This is a genomic window from Methylobacterium sp. E-065, from assembly GCF_022829605.1.
Classification (GTDB): Bacteria; Pseudomonadota; Alphaproteobacteria; order Rhizobiales; family Beijerinckiaceae; genus Methylobacterium.
This window is the reverse complement of the sequence record NZ_JAKSYD010000253.1, coordinates 187,426-204,199: the sequence shown is the minus strand read 5'-3', so window position 1 is coordinate 204,199 and position 16,774 is coordinate 187,426. Positions and strand designations below refer to the sequence as shown.

Sequence of the window (16,774 nt, the reverse complement as noted above, 5' to 3'; positions counted from 1 at the left end):
CTCGGCCGCGTCGCGCACGGTGTCCTTGGCCTGGCCGTAGAGGTTCTCGGCCTTGCCGGCCGCCTCGCGGGCGCGGCCCTCGGCCGAGTCCCGCTGCGAGCCGGTGAGGTCGCCCACCGCGCCCTGCACCTTGCCGCCGAGTTCCTTCGCGGCGCCCGTGATCCGGTCCGTGTCGACCATGTCGTTCTCCTGTCTCGTTCGTGTGTTTCCGCAGCAGAGCGGCGGGCTGTCGTGATACGCAGCGCTCCCGGCCACGCGTCGACTTCGTACCCAGCCGCTGGTGCTGTTGCTCGGCGTCGGTCCAAAGATCCCAGATCGACTTGCCGATGGCCTGTTTCACCAAGCCGTTCGAATAATCTTTCGAAGCCGAAATCTTCGTCTCAAGCCTTCGGCATTCCATCTTCGGGACGCTTTGGCTGTCCGAAAGATGTGCCGTCTGCTCTACCGATCAATAGTCATTTCGTACTGGTACGGTGGTTAATTTCACTCATTACTGGTGAGCGGAAATCCGTTATCGCGCCCCCATATGATGGCTTCGCTGCGCTTGTGAATGCCGAGTTTGCGATAGAGCGCCGCCCCGTGGTTCCGTACCGTGTTGCGCGATAAGCTAAGCTTGCGTGCGATCGTATCGTCGCCCAGGCCGGAGCAGATCAGGTTCAGGATCTGCCGCTCGCGCACCGTCAGGCTTGGCATCGATCCGTCCGCGTTCTCGCGACCCGGGTGGCGGAGATTGGCCAGCTTGTCGATCAATCCGCGGCTGAACCACGATGTATCGGCCATCACGGCTTCGATCGCGTCGAACAGCTCGCGCTCGGTGTGTTTGCGATCGGTGATGTCCTGCAGCACCATCAGCACGAAATCCCCATCGTCGATGGTGACACGCTCGGCCGAGACCAGGCAATCGAGGTTGGTCCCGCTCTCGTGGCGCAGACACACTTCGACGCCGAACACGAAGCCGCTCTCGGCCATCGCCGCCTCGAAGCGCAGGCGCTGAGCGTCCTTGATCCACAGGCCCGCCTCATCGAGGCTGCGCCCGACAATCCGATCCTCGCCGAAACCAAACACGCGCCCGAAGGCGTCGTTGATGCCGGTGACGCAGCCATCCTGAGCGCGTGCCAGAACGGTCGGCACCGGGGTCATCCGGAACGCCGTGGCGAAGCGCGCCTCGCTCTGGCGCAAGGCGGTCTCGGCCTTCCGGCGCAGTTCGAGGTCGGCGAAGGTAAACAGCATGCAGGGCTCGTCGCCCAGTTCGATCTGCTGGCCGGCTACGATCACGAAGCGCGAGCCGCCATCGGGCAGGTCGAGGCACGCCTCCATCTGCGGGATCGTCCCGCCCTCGTGCAACCTTGAGATTGCCAATTCGCGGTTGCGGGCATTGGCCAGGACATCGACTTCGTAGACGCTCCGACCGATCACGGCATCGCGTGTGAAGCCGGTCATCTCCAGGAAGCCGGTGTTGACCTTGACGTGGCGCAGATCGGACAGCCGCGTGATGATGGCGGGCGCCGGATTGGCGTTGAAGGTCGCCTCGAAGCGCTCCTCGGCCTCGAACTGTTCGGACACGTCCTTCAAAATGAGGGCGAGGCAGCTCGGTTTGCCTTCGCGATCGGTGGCGACCAAGCTGCGCAGGCAATGGACGAAGTCGAGCTCCGGCTTGTCGGCCCGCTTCACCTCGACAACGACATCGTGGAAGGTCTCGCCTGCGACGACGCGCTCGATCGGGTAGTGGTTGGGCGTATTGTTGTTGCGGTAGCGCAGCGAAAATCGATCGCGGTAGGCGTCCACCGTCTGGCCGAGTTCGTCGAGGCTCTGAACACCGTGCATCGCCAGGGCAGCCTCGTTGGCATACGCAATGGTCTGGTCGGGCTCGACCAGGATCACGCCCTCGCTCAAGCCGGCGATGATCTGCCGGAGCTCATGCCTATCCACGCCCACCGTCACGGCCGATCCGGCTCCCTCTGATCCGCGCCGCCTGTCCAGCGCAACGGCTCAAACGGGTTGCGCGCAAGCGGGTTCCAGTGGAGGCGAACTTTTCACTGGTATACCTGCATCATTGACGCCATCGAGATCGACCAGTGATAAGTTCTGACCGCTGCGAAAGCGCGAAAAGCCGAGCAGCGTCCGAAACGATTCATCGCAACCGGTGATCCTGACGTGCAACCCGCCGACGAACTGCGCGACGCGCCCGACTGGGCCGGGTGCCATCATACTTTTGTCCCTGGGGATCTCGCGGAACGGTTGCGCGAATACTATCCAGAAGTTGCCGCAGTCGATCCGAACTCGCCGCTCGGTGCGGTGCTCGGACGGCTCTCGGCGGTGTTGGATACGGCCGACACGTGCCGCCAACTGCCGAACGCCTTCAAGGATGACCTGATCGGCCTCGTCCCACGGCTACGCCGCTACGCGCTGTCCCTGACCTTCGATGGCAACGAGGCCGACGACCTCGTGCAGTTCACCCTCTTGAAGGCCTGGGAGCACCGCGGACGGTTCGAGCCCGGGACCAGCCTGGTGGCGTGGTTGTTCACGATCCTGCGCAACGGCTTCATCAACGGGCGCCGCAAGCGCAGTCGCGAAGTGCCGGACCCCGACGGCGCGCACGCGGCCCACCTCTCTGAACCGCCCCGGCAGGATCACTCGCTCCGCCTGCGCGATCTCCAGGCGGCGATCGGCCGGCTCGAACCCGCCCACCGGGAGGCGCTGATGCTGGTCGCCGTCGACGGCCTGCCCTACGAAGCTGCCGCGAGCGTGATCGGCTGTCCGTCCGGCACCGTGAAGAGCCGCGTCAGCCGAGCCCGCGAACGCCTGACTCAGGAACTCGGCGCATGACGCCCGTCTCTCCGTCAACGCTCCTCCGGGCAGCACCCACTGCTCCTGCGCTGTCTGCCCAAGGCAGGTGGATTGATCCGGGAGCCGGTCGAGGACGTTCTCCCCCACCCCGCCCGGCTTCTGCGCGGTGTCTCGAACCCCACAGGCTTCATGCAGGTCGACGGGCGGAGCCACCGTCCGACGACGAACGGCCGGATCCGGCACCGCCGTCGCGTGAGCGCCCCCTCGGCGCCGACGAGCCCTCGGAACCCGTCGATAACCCGCCCGACGGCGAGCGGGCCGGCCCTGGTCCGGATGTGCCTCCGGGCGACCCCGCCGGCCCGGATCTAAAGGATTGACGGGTGCCGGTGCATCAGCGTGTCGCCTCTTCGCGACACGGGTGTGACCGAGGCGCTCTCGAACGCGTAAGTGCGCGTTCCAGTATCGTCGCTGGCGCCGCGCTGCGCCGGGGTGGCTCCGCCGCGGGAGATCAGGTCCCTTTGCAGCGTCTGCGCGAGCGACGCCATCATCGCAGGATACAAGCCGGACGCGTCCAGCCGTCACTTCAGGGCCCGAAGGTAAAGGAGAGGATCATAAAAGCCTCGGTGTTCGTGAGGATCTGAATAGGCGTCGAGCGTTGTCCTCAATGTCTATCTCAAGCGAGCAAATAATACAGGATCGTCAGGATCAACCCTGCTGCGTTGACAACGCTGAGAGCTACAAAAGTACCGGTTACGGTGCGCTGTATGGTCGGCTGTTTGTGCAAGAATCTCTCAGCGACCAGCGCAATCACGAGCACGGGAAGGCTCGATATCAAGATTAGGATTTTTAAAAGAATACCCAGTACTTGAAGCGTTAACGATGACGGGCGGATGTCACCGTCGAGATCGTCATGCGTCCCTCGAGCGCTGGCGATTGCAGACGGATGCCCATGGTCCGGCGTGAAGGAAGAGGCCACCGTCATCTCGGCTGACATCGCGCGGAGGTTCCGCAACCGAGGATAGTGATAGACTGTAAATACAACCTTGCGGCGATCCAAACCTGTGTGCGATTGAGGATTAGACTTCGCGTCGTCGAGAGCTAAATTTTCAGCAGAATCGAATGCCTCCTGTGAACGGGTGAGGCGGCAGCGATCCGGCTCTCGACGGAGACGCAGCTGATGCGGCCTGATGCTGCTCTCGGCCCATGGCGAAGCTGACTACGAGGGCACTGAGGACGCCTCGCCCGAGACACATCAAGATCCCGCCAGAACCGGTCAGGAGCATTTGCGTGGCAGCCTGTTGGCGGGTCCGCGTTCGCTCGCGCGGAACAGATCGCGGGTCAGACCCGAAACCAAGTCGATCCGCCGCTGCGGATCACCCAGACATTCCGGCGGTGGCGCGATCACGCGACACTCAGCGCGCTGGCCTCGCCAATAGGGTCCGGAAGCGCTTCGCGAGTGACCAGCATGGACCCACCAGGAAAGCGGGATTACGCCCGATTCCTGTGAAGCTTCTATAAAAGTTCCGGATGTATGCGCCGGTGGCGCTCCCAAGGGGAATCGAACCCCTGTTTTCGCCGTGAGAGGGCGACGTCCTAGACCGCTAGACGATGGGAGCTTTCCGGCGGCGCGGGGGTGCTATAGCCACCACCCGCCTGAGGAGCAAGTGCCTTCCAGGGAAATTCGCATCGGCGGGGCGAATAGGTTGCGGATCGGAGACGTGGTGGACAACAGCAACGAGGAACGCGTCGGCACCGTAGCCGAGGGCGGCATCCGGCTTGATCGCGCCTTGGTGGCGCTGTTTGGGGATCTGTCCCGCGCGCGCTTGCAGGATCTCATCCGCGAGGGTCACGTCAGCCGGGATGGGGCGTTGATGCGCGATCCGGCCGTAAAGGTCGCGGTGGGAGCCCGCATCGTCCTGACCCTGCCCCCGCCGATACCGGCGGAACCGGCGGCGGAGGAAACGGACCTGCCGATCGTGTTCGAGGACGACGACCTGATCGTCATCGACAAGCCGGCCGGTCTCGTGGTGCATCCTGCGCCCGGGCACGAGAGCGGGACCCTGGTGAACGCGCTGATCGCCCATTGCGGAGCCAGCCTCTCCGGGATCGGCGGCGTGCGCAGGCCCGGGATCGTCCATCGCCTCGACAAGGACACGAGCGGCCTGATCGTCGTCGCCAAGAACGATGCCGCCCATCAGGGTTTGACCGCGCAGTTCGCCGACCACGGCCGCACCGGTCCGTTGGAGCGTGCCTACGCCGCCATCGTCTGGGGCCTGCCGCAGCCGCGCACGGGTACGATCAGCGCGAATCTGGCACGCTCCCACTTCCATCGTGAGAAGATCGCGGTGGTCTCGGATACGTCCGGCCGCCACGCCATCACGCATTACTCGGTCACTGAGACTTATCCGGATGCGTCCCTGGTCCAATGCCGCCTGGAGACGGGGCGAACGCACCAGATCCGCGTGCACATGGCCCATCGCGGCCATCCGCTGCTCGGCGACCCTGTCTATGGCGGCGGGTTCCGCACCAAGGCGTCACGCCTCTCAGCGGACGCGCGAGCCGCGCTGACGGCGCTCGGCCGCCAGGCACTCCATGCCGCGCTGCTCGGGTTCAGCCATCCGCGCACCGGGGCGACGCTGCGGTTCGAGAGTCCGCTGCCGCCGGATCTGACTGCGTTATTGACGCAGTTGCGCGCGGATGGCTCGGACCGGACCAGTCTGTAACCCCGGTCGGCACGCGTGCGAAACAACACCCCGTACCGCGTCACATCGTGCCATGGTACAAACTGATTTGGCCGATTGCGCGTTGATGATGACGTAGGTGTCCTCGATCGCGACCGGCCCCGGCGACCCATACCAAATGGGTGGCCGGCAGGGTCGGCTCAAGAGCGGCCCGAGTGGACGGCACTGTTGCCCGTCGCGTCCGCCCGTTAGGGGGACTTAGGTCCAGGAGAAAGCCATGGCCGGTGCGCTGCCCGTGCTCGCCAATGAAGGTGGCCTGTCGCGCTACCTCGACGAGATCCGCAAGTTCCCGATGCTGGAGCCGACGGAGGAGTTCACGCTGGCCAAGGCCTGGCGGGACGCCGGCGACCGTGAGGCCGCGCATCGGCTCGTGACGTCGCACCTGCGCCTCGTCGCCAAGATCGCCATGGGCTACCGCGGCTACGGCTTGCCGATCGGCGAGGTCGTGTCCGAAGGCAATGTCGGTCTGATGCAGGCGGTGAAGCGCTTCGATCCCGACAAGGGCTTCCGGCTCGCCACCTACGCCATGTGGTGGATCAAGGCCGCGATCCAGGAATACATCCTGCGCTCGTGGTCGCTCGTGAAGATGGGCACCACGGCGAACCAGAAGAAGCTGTTCTTCAACCTGCGCAAGGCCAAGGGGAAGATCTCGGCCCTCGACGAGGGCGACCTCAAGCCCGATCAGGTAAAGCAGATCGCCACCCGCCTCGGCGTGCCCGAGCAGGACGTGATCGACATGAACCGGCGCCTGTCCGGCGACACGTCGCTCAATGCCCCCCTGCGCGAGGAGGGCGAGGGCGAGTGGCAGGACTGGCTGGTCGACAATGCACCCAGCCAAGAGACCGTGCTGGCCCACGAGCAGGAGGGGCAGAACCGCCTCTCGGCCCTGCGGGACGCACTCAGCGTGCTCAACCCGCGCGAGCGCCGCATCTTCGAAGCTCGGCGGCTTGCCGATGATCCGATCACGCTGGAGGATCTCTCGGGCGAGTTCGGCGTCTCACGCGAGCGCGTGCGGCAGATCGAGGTGCGCGCCTTCGAGAAGGTGCAGGAGGCGGTCAAGCGCAACATCGCGAACCGCGAGCTGCCGCGCACGGGCATCGAAGCGCACTGACGTTTCCCGGGCGGCCCCTAAACGGCCGCCCGCGCCGCCGCATGCCTTTACTGCCAGGACGCGAAGGCGTTCTGCATCACCTGGGACCCCGTGGAGCCCTTCTCAAAGGTTAGGACCGCGCGCCGTCCGGAATTGTAGCGCAGGGCCAGATCGAACCAGTTCTTGTGCAGCAGAAGATCCGTGTTGCGCTCGACATCGTTGGGCAGCGACGACAGACCGATCAAGAACAGATTGTCGCGGACACGGACCGGAAGACCCGACACCGGTGAGCCGCGGGCGTTCTGGTCGTCCTTCGCTTGAAGCAGACCGATATCCTGGATCGTCCGAACGTCTCCGCCGCCGGTCTGGCTGAAAGCTAAATTGACCGTATGGGAGGCCGGCAGGGTCGCATCGAGATTGCGCTGGATCGTCATGACCAGCGTAAGCCCGGCATCCGGAATCGTCACCGTCGCCACCACGGCGTTCTGAAGCGGCTGCCCCTGATCCCCGTTGACCGTATCGAGCCGCCACGTCACACGGCCCGACAGCAGGGTCGGCTGGGCGTTCTCGGTGCCCGGCACCTCTTCGATCAGCTCGGCTCTCTGGGCGACCGACACTGCGGAGTCAGAGGACGGCGCCACGGCACGTGGAGGCGGAGCGCTGTTCGGGCGGGGTGACGGCCGCGGGGCCGGTGCGGCATCACCGCCGACGCGGTCGCCGTATTTGGCCTCTCCGTCCGGTTGCTGCGTGTCAGCTGTCTCGGTCCCGCTCGACGGGAGGATCTGGGGTCGGTCGCGGAGCAGGAAGGCGGCCACGGCGATCATGGAGATCACCACGGCCAGCATGCCGCCGACAAAGAAATTGCGCAGCAACCGCGAGCGTCCGGCCCGCGGAGGCACCACTTCGATGCGTGGACGCTGGCGGCCATTGCCGGCATCGGCGACCGCGGCGCCGAGATCGGGCTCGTCCACCGGTGACGGACCGTCAGCGAACTCGCTCGGTTCGGCCGCGACGTTCGGGGAAGCACCGGTCCGCGGCGGGGCGATCGTGATCGGAGCCTCGCGCGGCTCGTCCGCGGGCCCCGGAACGGGTGTCGGCGTCGTGAAAACGCGTTCGAAGGGCGGGTTGGCCGCGGGCAGCGTGGGCTCGGAAATTTGCGGCCGGGGAGGCGCGGGTTCCGGTGGCGCAGGCTCCGGCACGACCGGAGCCGGGACGGGCTCCGGGTCGGCCGCCAATGCGGCATCGTTGGCCGGGGCCGGAAGCCCGCCGTGATCCACTTCCAGCCGCTCGATGGCGGCATCCAGAGCCTGGCGCTCAAGATCGATATCGGCCTCGGACAGAGGCGGATCGAGGGATCGGAGCTGGCTGATCAGGGCATGGCGCGCGCGGTCGTAGACCGCCTTGCGAAGGGCGGGCGTTCGATCCGGCAGCGCGGCGAGCGCGCGTGCCAGAAGCGGGTAGTAATCGGCCATGTGCCCCTGATCCGCCCCTACGGCCGCCGGCCGGTGCACCGGTCGATGGCCGGGAGCCGAGGGATCCGGCCATCCCACTGGGATCGGCCGCGGCCCTCGGCCGATGATGTCGTGCCCGCGTCGCGCAAGGCCGCGGCCCAACGCTGATCGGTTCGTCGATGGCCGCCCGCTGCGCTGACGGGCGCCGAGCCCCGCACCCGTTCTAGATCACGCCGGAGCGGCCTGGATATGGGCGGGTCGTTCAAAATGACGCGTCGTCAACGCGATAGCGTGCGATCCGTCAGTCTTCGAACGGGTTGTGCATGAGGATCGTGTCGTCGCGCTCCGGTGATGTGGAGAGCAGCGCCACGGGCGCGCCGATCAACTCCTCGATCCGGCGGACATACTTGATGGCCTGCGCCGGCAGATCGGCCCAGGAGCGAGCGCCCGCCGTGGTCTCGGACCAGCCCGGGATCACCTCGTAGATGGGCTCGACGCGCGCCTGAGCGGCCTGGCTCGCCGGCAGATGGTCGATGGTCTGCCCGTCCAGCCGGTAGCCCGTGCAGACGCGGATCTCCTCGAACCCGTCGAGGATGTCGAGCTTGGTCAGCGCGATCCCTTGGATGCCCGAGGTCCGCACCGTCTGGCGCACCAGCACGGCGTCGAACCAGCCGCAGCGCCGCTTACGTCCGGTGTTGACGCCGAACTCGCGCCCGCGGCTGCCGATCGTCTCGCCGATCTCGTCGAACAGCTCGGTCGGGAACGGCCCCTCCCCCACCCGCGTGGTGTAGGCCTTGGCGATTCCGAGCACGTAGCCGATCGCGCCCGGGCCGAGGCCCGAGCCCGTCGCGGCCTGCGCGGCCACGATGTTGGACGAGGTGACGAACGGGTAGGTGCCGTGATCGACGTCGAGCAAAGCGCCCTGCGCGCCCTCGAACAGGATGCGCTTGCCGGCCCGGCGCTCCTCGTCGAGCAGCGCCCAGACGGTGTCGGCGTAGGGCAGAATCTTCGGTGCAATCGCCTTCAGCTCGGCGAGGAGCGCCTCGGCGTTCACCTCGTCGATGCCGAGGCCCCGCCGCAGGGCGTTGTGATGGGTCAGCACCCGCTCGATCTTGGCGGGCAGAGCCTCGGGATCAGCGAGGTCGACCACGCGGATTGCCCGGCGTCCGACCTTGTCCTCGTAGGCCGGACCGATGCCGCGCTTGGTCGTGCCGATCTTGAGGCCGGTATTGGCGGTCTCGCGGAAATGGTCGAGCTCGCGGTGCAGCGGCAGGATCAGCGTGGCGTTGTCGGCGATTCGCAATGAGGCGGGCGAGACCTCGACGCCCTGCGCCCTGATCCGATCGATCTCGTCCACGAGGTGCCAGGGATCGACCACCACGCCGTTGCCGATGACCGACAGCTTGCCGCCTCGGACTACGCCGGAGGGCAAAAGCGCCAATTTGTAGGTGACGCCGTCGATGACCAGCGTATGGCCGGCATTGTGCCCGCCCTGAAAGCGAACCACGATGTCGGCCTGCTCAGAGAGCCAGTCGACGATCTTCCCCTTGCCCTCGTCGCCCCACTGGGCGCCCACAACGACGACGTTGGCCATGTCTGCCTGCTTACCCGCGACGGAAACCGGGACGGCGCCACCCACGGGTGCAGGCGGCGCACGTCGTCAGCCGTTTCCGCGATCCGGGCAGCGAAATCAAGCAATCCGCCCGCATAACGCACCCGCGACCGGATCGCGGCGGGCTACTTCGCCTCCGTTCCCGGCGCGCGCCCGGGCAGTTCATCGGGCTTGATCACCGGCATGGAGCCCGACTGATCGGGTTTCACCACCGTTCCGGCGGTTCCATTGGCGGGCGGCTTGATGACCCCGTCATTCTGCTGAAGCTTGTCGCTCAGCGACTGATACTTCGGCGGCGCGTCCGGGCTTGGGCGCACGCGCTCAGCCGGCATCTCGGTCGGCGGCGGCAAAGCAGGATCCGTGTCGCGACCCTTCAGCGGGGCGTCTGGGTTCTGCGCGTAGGCCGGAATGGTCAGCAGAGTCGTCGCCATTGCGGCAAGCAGGAATATCTTCGGCACGATCCGTCTCCCCTCTCGTCTCCGATTTCGGGGAGGAACAGTCGGGGGCGGCATCCGTTCCTGGGACGAGCCGCTTCCGGATCGACCGGCGGAAGCTCTCAGCCCTGCCGCGCAGCCGCGATGTAGAGCTCGCGCATGCGTCGGGTGATCGGACCGGGACGCCCCTCGCCGATCGTCCGGTCGTCGATCTGCACCACCGGCATCACGAAGGCCGAGGCGCTGGTGTAGAATGCCTCCGCGGCCTCGTAAGCCTCCGCGACCGGGATCAGCCGCTCCTCGATCCGTAGGTCGGCTTCCTGCGCGAGGCGTAGCACCGAGGCGCGGGTGATGCCGGGCAGCAGCGCGGTCGACAGCGGCCGGGTCACTAGGACGCGCTCGCGGCTGACGATGAAAGCTGTGGACGACGAGCCCTCGGTCACAGCCCCGTCTTCCACCATCCAGGCCTCGGATACGCCGGCCTCGGCGGCCTGCTGCTTGGCCAGCACCTGGGCCAACAGGGCCACCGACTTGATGTCCCGGCGCTTCCAGCGGAGATCCTCAACGGTGATTACCCGCGCGCCCGTCTCGGCGAGCGGGTTGTCCAGCACGGTCTTGGCCTGCGTGAACATCATCACGGTCGGCGCGACATCGCCCTTAGGGAAAGCGAAATCCCGCTCGGCGACACCCCGGGTCACCTGCATGTAGACGAGGCCCTCGGTGACGCCATTGCGGGCGACGAGCTCCGTCTGCAACCGCTCCCAGCCCGCGGCATCGTGCGGGTTGCGGATGCCGATTTCACCGAGCGACCGGTCGAGGCGCGCCAGATGGGCGGCGTTGTCGACAAGCTTGCCATCGAGGATCGCCGAGACCTCGTAAATTCCGTCCGCGAACAGGAAACCGCGATCCATGATCGGCACGCGGGCCTGCTCGAAGGGAAGGAATTCGCCGTTGAGATAGACGGTGCGGGGAGCGGTCACGGGCAGCCTTCCTGTGTTCGTCGCTAGCCTGAAGCAGGAATCGTGCGGCGATCTCAGGCCGCGCCGAACACCCGCGCAAAAATCGTGTCCACGTGCTTGAAGTGATAGCCGAGATCGAAGCACTCCTCGATCTGCGCGGGCGACAGGGCCGCCGTCACCTCCGAATCGGCCTTCAGCAGCTCAAGGAAGTCGCCCTCCCCGCGCCATACCGGCATCGCGTTGCGCTGGACCAGACGGTAGGAGTCCTCCCGCGAGACACCCGCCTGGGTGAGCGCCAGCAGCACCCGCTGCGAGTGGACGAGGCCGCCCAGCCGGTCGAGGTTCTTCTGCATGTTGGCCGGGTAGATCAGCAGCTTCTCAATCACCCCGGTCATCCGCGCCAGAGCGAAGTCGAGGGTCACGGTGGCGTCGGGGCCAATCATCCGCTCGACCGAGGAATGCGAGATGTCGCGCTCGTGCCAGAGAGCGACGTTTTCCAGGGCGGGGGTGACGTAGCCGCGGACCATCCGGGCGAGGCCGGTGATGTTCTCGGTCAGCACCGGGTTGCGCTTGTGCGGCATCGCCGAGGAGCCCTTCTGCCCTTCGGAGAAGAACTCCTCCGCCTCCAGCACCTCGGTGCGCTGGAGATGGCGGATCTCGATGGCCAGCCGCTCCAGGGAAGAGGCGACGACGCCCAGCGTCGCGAAGAACTGCGCGTGGCGATCCCGCGGGATGACCTGGGTGGAGACCGGCTCGGCCGTGAGCCCCATCTTCTCGGCGACGTAGACCTCGACCCGGGGGTCGATGTTGGCGAAGGTGCCGACTGCGCCGGAAATCGCGCAGGTGGCGATCTCCTCCCGAGCCGCAACCAGACGACGGCGGTTGCGCTGGAATTCGGCATGAGCCTGGGCGAGCTTCAACCCGAAGGTCACCGGCTCGGCATGGATACCGTGCGAGCGGCCGATGGTTGGGGTCAGCTTATGCTCGAAGGCCCGGGCCTTGAGGGCGTCGAGCAGGGCATCAACATCGGCGATCAGGATGTCGGCGGCCCGCACGAGCTGCACGTTGAGGCAGGTATCGAGCACGTCCGAGGAGGTCATGCCCTGGTGGACGAAGCGCGCCTCCGGCCCGACGATCTCCGCGAGATGGGTAAGGAACGCGATCACGTCGTGCTTGGTCACCGCCTCGATCGCGTCGATGCGGGCGACGTCGAACACCGCGTCTCGACCCTTGGCCCAAACGATCTCGGCAGCCTCCTTCGGCACGACGCCGATCTCGGCGAGCGCAGTGGTGGCGTGGGCCTCGATCTCGAACCAGATCCGGAAGCGGCTCTCAGGCGACCAGATCGCGGTCATCGCGGGGCGGCTGTAGCGGGGGATCATGGGGCCTCGGCGCGGTCTGAAATACGTGCGAGGCCGGTAGCACGCGCTGGCCCGGCCGCTCAATGCAGATCCGGCATATCCGGGGCGCTTCGGCGGTGGAGCGTCAGTCCGCCCGCACCCAGCCCTGGCCCATCAGACGCTCCTGCGGCAGGAAGCGGGACTTGTAGTCCATCTTGCGCGAACCCTCGACCCAGTAGCCGAGGTACAGGTACGGCAGGCCGAGGCGCCGGGCCCGGTGGATGTGATCGAGGATCATGAACGTGCCCGGCGAGCGGGAGGCCTCCTCGGGGTCGTAGAACGAGTAGACCATCGACAAGCCATCGGCGAGGACGTCGGTCAGGCAGAAGGCGAGCGGCAGGCCGGAACCGTGCCCGGTGATCGCCGTGTCCGGCCCCCGACGCCGGTAGGACACCAGATGCGTATCGACGTGGCTGTCCTCCACCATCATGGCGTAATCGAGCACCGTCATGTCGACCATGCCGCCGTCGCCATGGCGCGCGTCGAGATAGCGGCGGAACAGGGCGTATTGCTCGGAGGCCGGCCGGTTAGGCTCTGGCGTCCCGATCCAATCCGCGTTGCGGCTGAGAATACGGCGCTGGCTCGCGCTCGGCTCGAACTCGTCCACCACGACACGAACGGAGACGCAGGCACGGCAGGTCTCGCAAGCCGGCCGATACGCGATGGTCTGCGAGCGGCGGAAACCGCCCTGCGTCAGGATCTCGTTGAGGTCGCGGGCACGCCGGCCGACGAGATGCGTGAACACCTTACGCTCCTCCTGGCCCGGCAGATACGGGCACGGCGAGGGCGCGGTGAGATAAAATTGCGGTGTGTCGCGCGGGTGGCTGGTCACGCTTCTGATTGACCCTGCGCCGGAAGCAATCTGTCGGCGCCGGCATACCAGTGTAACGGCGGAACGGCCGGGCTCAATGGCCCGAACCGTCGCTGGGCGCGATTTTCACCGCGACACGAGGACGTCAGCGGGCGTGGACCACGGCGACACCAAGCAGAAGATCGTGTGCAAGCCGACGATCGGACCGCACCAGTCCGAAGACAATGTCCACGCACCAGAGCAGGAACGTCGAAATCGCGACGTAAAACAGCAGCGCGTGGACGGCCGCGGTGATGATGTCGACCCGCCCGCCGCTCTCTGGCGCCACGACCCGCAGGCCCATCAGCCGCTGCCCGATCGTGCTCTGCCGCGGGCCGCCGACCGTGATTGCGCTGTAGATGATGCCGCTCGCCGGGAGGATCGCGAACAGCGTCCAGCCAAGCCCGAAGGTGACGACGCCGACCACCGTGATCAGCAGCGTGAGCAGCACGGTGAAGCCGAAAATGAACAGGATATCCAGGAGATAGGCGACCCCGCGGGCGCCAAGGCTCGCTCGTACGAAGGGTACGGGCAAGGATGTGGCGTAGCTAGGCGCATCGAAGCGTGGCGCGTAACCGGGTTGCGTGTTCTGCATCATGTCGCGTCCTGCAAGCGAGGCTGCGCGTCGAGAAGTGGTGGCGATATCGGCAAGACGCAAGAGGCGTGCGCCGGGCAGACCCACTCAGTGCCCGGCCGGATCGGCGGCCGTTGCGTCGGGCGTGTCGAGATAGAAGCGCTTCAGCATGTAGAGCGCTGGCCCGGACAGGGTGCTGCTCTCGGTCGCCAGCGCCAGCAGGGTCGAGCCCCCATCGAAGCGGCAGGTCAGCCAATGCTGGCGATGACCATCGAGGTAATCGACCCGGACCGTATCGGGCGTCGATCCGGGAGCCGCCCGCAGCAGACGGATCCCGGCCTCCGGTGCGACCGCCGGGAGGGCCCGCCGACAGGTGGCGACTTGCTCGCGGCGCCGATTGTCGTCGCAAGTGGCGAGCCCGCCGAGGAAGCCGGCCGCGATCGCTGCTGCCAGCAGCCAGCGATGCGCGGGCCTCACGGATGGTTGCGCAGGCGCTCGGCGACCCGGGGGGCGTGATAGGTGAGGATCCCGTCCGCTCCGGCGCGCTTGAAGGCAAGCAGCGCCTCGACCATCGCACGGTCACCGTCGAGCCATCCGTTCCGGGCGGCCGCTTCGATCATCGCGTACTCGCCCGACACTTGATAGGCGAAGGTCGGGACCTGGAATTCGTCTCGAACGCGGCGGATGATATCGAGGTAGGGCAGGCCCGGCTTGACCATCACCGAATCGGCCCCCTCGTCGAGGTCGAGACGCACTTCGCGCAGGGCCTCGGCGGAATTGCCCGGATCCATCTGATAGGTGCGCTTGTCGCCGACCAGCGCGGCCTTGGTGCCGATCGCGTCGCGGAACGGGCCGTAGAAGGCGCTCGCGTATTTTGCCGCATACGCCATGATCTGCACGTCGAGGAACCCGGCCTTGTCGAGCCCCGCCCGGATCGCGCCAACGCGGCCATCCATCATGTCGGAGGGGGCGATGATGTCGGTCCCGGCCTCGGCCTGGATCAGGCTCTGCTCCACGAGCACCGCCACGGTCTCGTCGTTGAGGATCGCCCCGTCTCGCATCAGGCCGTCATGGCCGTGGCTGGTATAGGGATCGAGCGCCACGTCGGTCATGATGCCGATTTCCGGGACCGCCCGCTTCACCGCCCGCACCGCCTGGCAGACGAGGTTGTTGGCGTTCAGCGCCTCGGAGCCCGTCGGGTCGCGTAGCGACACTTCGGTGAAGGGAAAGAAGGCCACCGCCGGGATCCCGAGCCGGGCCGCGCGCTCGGCATCGCGCACGATCTCGTCCACCGAGAGGCGCTCGACGCCCGGCATCGAGGCGATCGGCTCACGCCGTCCAGCGCCGTCGATCACGAACATCGGCCAGATCAGATCGTCGACGGTGAGCGTGTGCTCGCGGACGAGGCGGCGCGACCAATCCGCCTTGCGGTTGCGGCGCGGCCGCTGGGTGATCTTCAGGCCCTCGACCCGGGCGCCCTCCCGGGCGGCCTCCAGGGCGATGGGACGCGGCTCGGGCAAGGTGTCTGACATGCAGCTTCGCTACCGTTCGCGCGGCCGGCGCCGCGGATCGCTCGACGCAGGCGCGCCGGAGGCGCCGGACTAACACACGGGAGCGAACCGGCGAAACCCGACCGTTGACGCAGACTCGCCAAACCGCTTCAACCCGCGCACCCACCCACAATTAGGACCCGGCTTCGATGATGCACCGGCCCCTCCCTGCCCAGAGCGCGTCGTAGTGCCGGGCTCCTTCCCGATCCGACGCAAGACACCACGGCCGGGCGAGATCCCGACCGACCGGATCGAGCGCGCCCAGGGCCCGGCACCCGGCGCGTGGGATATGGCCCTCATCTGGTTCATGCGGATCACGGCGCTGATCTGGCTCAGTAAGAGCCTCGCGTCCTGGGCGACCATCCTCGACGTGATCCCCGGGGTGCGGCCGTTCGAGTCCGAGCCGTTCGGCCGGCAGGCGGCGATCGTCTATTTCGCAGTGGTCGATGCCGCGGCGGCGATCGGTCTGTGGCTGACCAGTGCCTGGGGCGGCGTCATCTGGCTGCTTGCCGTCACTTCAGCGCTGACGCTCGCCGTGCTGACCCCGCAACTCCTGCCCGTGCCGATCCCGCTTCTCGTATTCGGTGGCTGCGTCGTGCTGTTGTACTTCGTGCTGTCCTGGCTGGCGGCGCAGGAAGCACGGTGAACGAACCGTTTTGATCTTCGCTTCAGTTTGTCTTTACCGCAAAGCGTAAATCGGCAATTCATCCTGTCGCTTAAATCGCCTTTCATTCCCGAGCGGTAGCTTAGCCAACATCAGCGGCACCGCATTGAACGGATACCGCGGCATCAGACGGCGAGGCAGACATGAAGACCCAGGGCGCCAGGGCCACCAAGATCGAAACCATCGAAGAGGCGTTGCCGGCTCGGGGCTCCTATCTCGAGGCGCTTCACCTCGTCGAGCGCCTGCACCGCCGGCTCCTCGACGTGATCAAGGACGAGTTCGAGCGGCGCGGCCGCGAGGACGTCAACAGCGTCCAGGCCCTGCTCCTGTACAACATCGGCGACAAGGAACTCACCGCAAGCGAGCTGCGGACCAAGGGCTACTATCTGGGCTCCAACGTCTCCTACAACGTCAAGAAGCTCGTCGAGGCCGGCTACCTGCACCACGCTCGCTCGAAGACCGACCGCCGCTCAGTCCGGATCAGCCTCACCGACAAGGGCCGTCAGGTGCACGAGATCATCCAGGGTCTCTACGACAAGCACGCCCGCACGATCGCACCGATCGGCGGCATCTCGGATGACGATTTCGGTCGGCTCAACCAGGCGCTCGGTCGTCTGGAGCGCTTCTGGACCGACCAGATCCGCTACCGCCTCTGAAGCGCG

At 66.6% G+C, this 16,774-nt stretch carries 17 protein-coding genes and 1 tRNA gene; 5 read left to right on the top strand and 13 right to left on the bottom strand.

Annotation, left to right across the window (positions count from 1 at the left end; genetic code table 11):
• A partial coding sequence (locus MKK84_RS29585) for a CsbD family protein (RefSeq protein WP_243918666.1) occupies nucleotides 1-180 on the bottom strand: 180 nt, incomplete at its 3' end.
• Nucleotides 181-483: 303 nt separating this feature from the next.
• A complete protein-coding gene (locus MKK84_RS29580; protein ID WP_243925681.1) occupies nucleotides 484-1,941 on the bottom strand; it encodes a helix-turn-helix transcriptional regulator in 1,458 nt (485 codons plus the stop codon).
• A gap of 213 nt (nucleotides 1,942-2,154) precedes the next feature.
• Here MKK84_RS29580 and MKK84_RS29575 point away from each other — a divergent pair, with 213 nt between their 5' ends.
• Nucleotides 2,155-2,826 carry a sigma-70 family RNA polymerase sigma factor gene (locus tag MKK84_RS29575; protein WP_243925680.1) on the top strand — a complete coding sequence of 224 codons (672 nt, stop codon included), beginning with the start codon at nucleotides 2,155-2,157 and terminating at the stop codon, nucleotides 2,824-2,826.
• A 634-nt stretch (nucleotides 2,827-3,460) separates the two neighbouring features.
• Here MKK84_RS29575 and MKK84_RS29570 read toward each other — a convergent pair.
• Both MKK84_RS29570 and MKK84_RS29565 read right to left on the bottom strand, forming a co-directional pair.
• Nucleotides 3,461-3,781, bottom strand: a complete 321-nt coding sequence (locus MKK84_RS29570; RefSeq protein ID WP_243925679.1) for a hypothetical protein — start codon at nucleotides 3,779-3,781, stop codon at nucleotides 3,461-3,463.
• 546 nt (nucleotides 3,782-4,327) lie between these two features.
• Nucleotides 4,328-4,403, bottom strand: a tRNA-Glu gene (locus tag MKK84_RS29565).
• 102 nt (nucleotides 4,404-4,505) lie between these two features.
• Between MKK84_RS29565 and MKK84_RS29560 the strand changes: the two genes are divergently transcribed.
• Nucleotides 4,506-5,510, top strand: coding sequence for an RluA family pseudouridine synthase (locus tag MKK84_RS29560; protein ID WP_409566561.1), 1,005 nt, complete (start codon nucleotides 4,506-4,508; stop codon nucleotides 5,508-5,510).
• A gap of 235 nt (nucleotides 5,511-5,745) precedes the next feature.
• The gene (gene rpoH, locus MKK84_RS29555; protein WP_243925677.1) at nucleotides 5,746-6,639 is read left to right on the top strand and encodes an RNA polymerase sigma factor RpoH; all 894 of its coding nucleotides are present in this window, start codon (nucleotides 5,746-5,748) and stop codon (nucleotides 6,637-6,639) included.
• Between the two features lie 47 nt (nucleotides 6,640-6,686).
• Here rpoH and MKK84_RS29550 read toward each other — a convergent pair whose 3' ends face one another.
• The 9 genes from MKK84_RS29550 to hemB form a co-directional block, all read right to left on the bottom strand.
• Nucleotides 6,687-8,090: a histidine kinase gene (locus tag MKK84_RS29550; protein ID WP_243925676.1), complete on the bottom strand. Its 1,404-nt coding sequence runs from the start codon at nucleotides 8,088-8,090 to the stop codon at nucleotides 6,687-6,689.
• A 280-nt stretch (nucleotides 8,091-8,370) separates the two neighbouring features.
• Nucleotides 8,371-9,663 (bottom strand): adenylosuccinate synthase, encoded by a 1,293-nt coding sequence (locus tag MKK84_RS29545; RefSeq protein ID WP_243925675.1) that lies wholly within the window; start codon nucleotides 9,661-9,663, stop codon nucleotides 8,371-8,373.
• Between the two features lie 143 nt (nucleotides 9,664-9,806).
• A complete protein-coding gene (locus tag MKK84_RS29540; protein WP_243925674.1) occupies nucleotides 9,807-10,139 on the bottom strand; it encodes a hypothetical protein in 333 nt (110 codons plus the stop codon).
• 98 nt (nucleotides 10,140-10,237) lie between these two features.
• Nucleotides 10,238-11,095, bottom strand: a complete 858-nt coding sequence (locus MKK84_RS29535; RefSeq protein WP_243925673.1) for a D-amino-acid transaminase — start codon at nucleotides 11,093-11,095, stop codon at nucleotides 10,238-10,240.
• A 53-nt stretch (nucleotides 11,096-11,148) separates the two neighbouring features.
• The gene (gene purB / locus MKK84_RS29530) at nucleotides 11,149-12,456 is read right to left on the bottom strand and encodes an adenylosuccinate lyase (RefSeq protein WP_243925672.1); all 1,308 of its coding nucleotides are present in this window, start codon (nucleotides 12,454-12,456) and stop codon (nucleotides 11,149-11,151) included.
• A gap of 103 nt (nucleotides 12,457-12,559) precedes the next feature.
• Nucleotides 12,560-13,306, bottom strand: coding sequence for an arginyltransferase (locus MKK84_RS29525; RefSeq protein WP_243925671.1), 747 nt, complete (start codon nucleotides 13,304-13,306; stop codon nucleotides 12,560-12,562).
• Between the two features lie 124 nt (nucleotides 13,307-13,430).
• Nucleotides 13,431-13,919, bottom strand: a complete 489-nt coding sequence (locus MKK84_RS29520) for an RDD family protein (protein WP_243925692.1) — start codon at nucleotides 13,917-13,919, stop codon at nucleotides 13,431-13,433.
• A gap of 87 nt (nucleotides 13,920-14,006) precedes the next feature.
• Complete coding sequence (locus MKK84_RS29515) at nucleotides 14,007-14,375, bottom strand: hypothetical protein (RefSeq protein ID WP_243925670.1); 369 nt, start codon at nucleotides 14,373-14,375, stop codon at nucleotides 14,007-14,009.
• Nucleotides 14,372-15,430 (bottom strand): porphobilinogen synthase, encoded by a 1,059-nt coding sequence (gene hemB, locus MKK84_RS29510; protein ID WP_243925669.1) that lies wholly within the window; start codon nucleotides 15,428-15,430, stop codon nucleotides 14,372-14,374. Before hemB ends, MKK84_RS29515 begins: the two co-directional genes overlap by 4 nt.
• Nucleotides 15,431-15,635: 205 nt before the next feature.
• On the opposite strand from hemB, the gene MKK84_RS29505 reads away from it, so the two are divergent.
• Nucleotides 15,636-16,094, top strand: coding sequence for a DUF6163 family protein (locus tag MKK84_RS29505; protein WP_409566560.1), 459 nt, complete (start codon nucleotides 15,636-15,638; stop codon nucleotides 16,092-16,094).
• Between the two features lie 161 nt (nucleotides 16,095-16,255).
• Nucleotides 16,256-16,768 (top strand): transcriptional regulator LdtR, encoded by a 513-nt coding sequence (gene ldtR / locus MKK84_RS29500; protein ID WP_243925668.1) that lies wholly within the window; start codon nucleotides 16,256-16,258, stop codon nucleotides 16,766-16,768.
• Nucleotides 16,769-16,774 lie beyond the last annotated feature (6 nt).

Coding starts and splice junctions, on each gene's coding strand:
- MKK84_RS29520 (WP_243925692.1), bottom strand. CDS start 13,919: ATGCAGAACACGCAACCCGGTTACGCGCCACGCTTCGATGCGCCTAGC.
- purB (WP_243925672.1), bottom strand. CDS start 12,456: ATGATCCCCCGCTACAGCCGCCCCGCGATGACCGCGATCTGGTCGCCT.
- MKK84_RS29570 (WP_243925679.1), bottom strand. CDS start 3,781: ATGTCAGCCGAGATGACGGTGGCCTCTTCCTTCACGCCGGACCATGGG.
- MKK84_RS29545 (WP_243925675.1), bottom strand. CDS start 9,663: ATGGCCAACGTCGTCGTTGTGGGCGCCCAGTGGGGCGACGAGGGCAAG.
- hemB (WP_243925669.1), bottom strand. CDS start 15,430: ATGTCAGACACCTTGCCCGAGCCGCGTCCCATCGCCCTGGAGGCCGCC.
- ldtR (WP_243925668.1), top strand. CDS start 16,256: ATGAAGACCCAGGGCGCCAGGGCCACCAAGATCGAAACCATCGAAGAG.
- rpoH (WP_243925677.1), top strand. CDS start 5,746: ATGGCCGGTGCGCTGCCCGTGCTCGCCAATGAAGGTGGCCTGTCGCGC.
- MKK84_RS29550 (WP_243925676.1), bottom strand. CDS start 8,090: ATGGCCGATTACTACCCGCTTCTGGCACGCGCGCTCGCCGCGCTGCCG.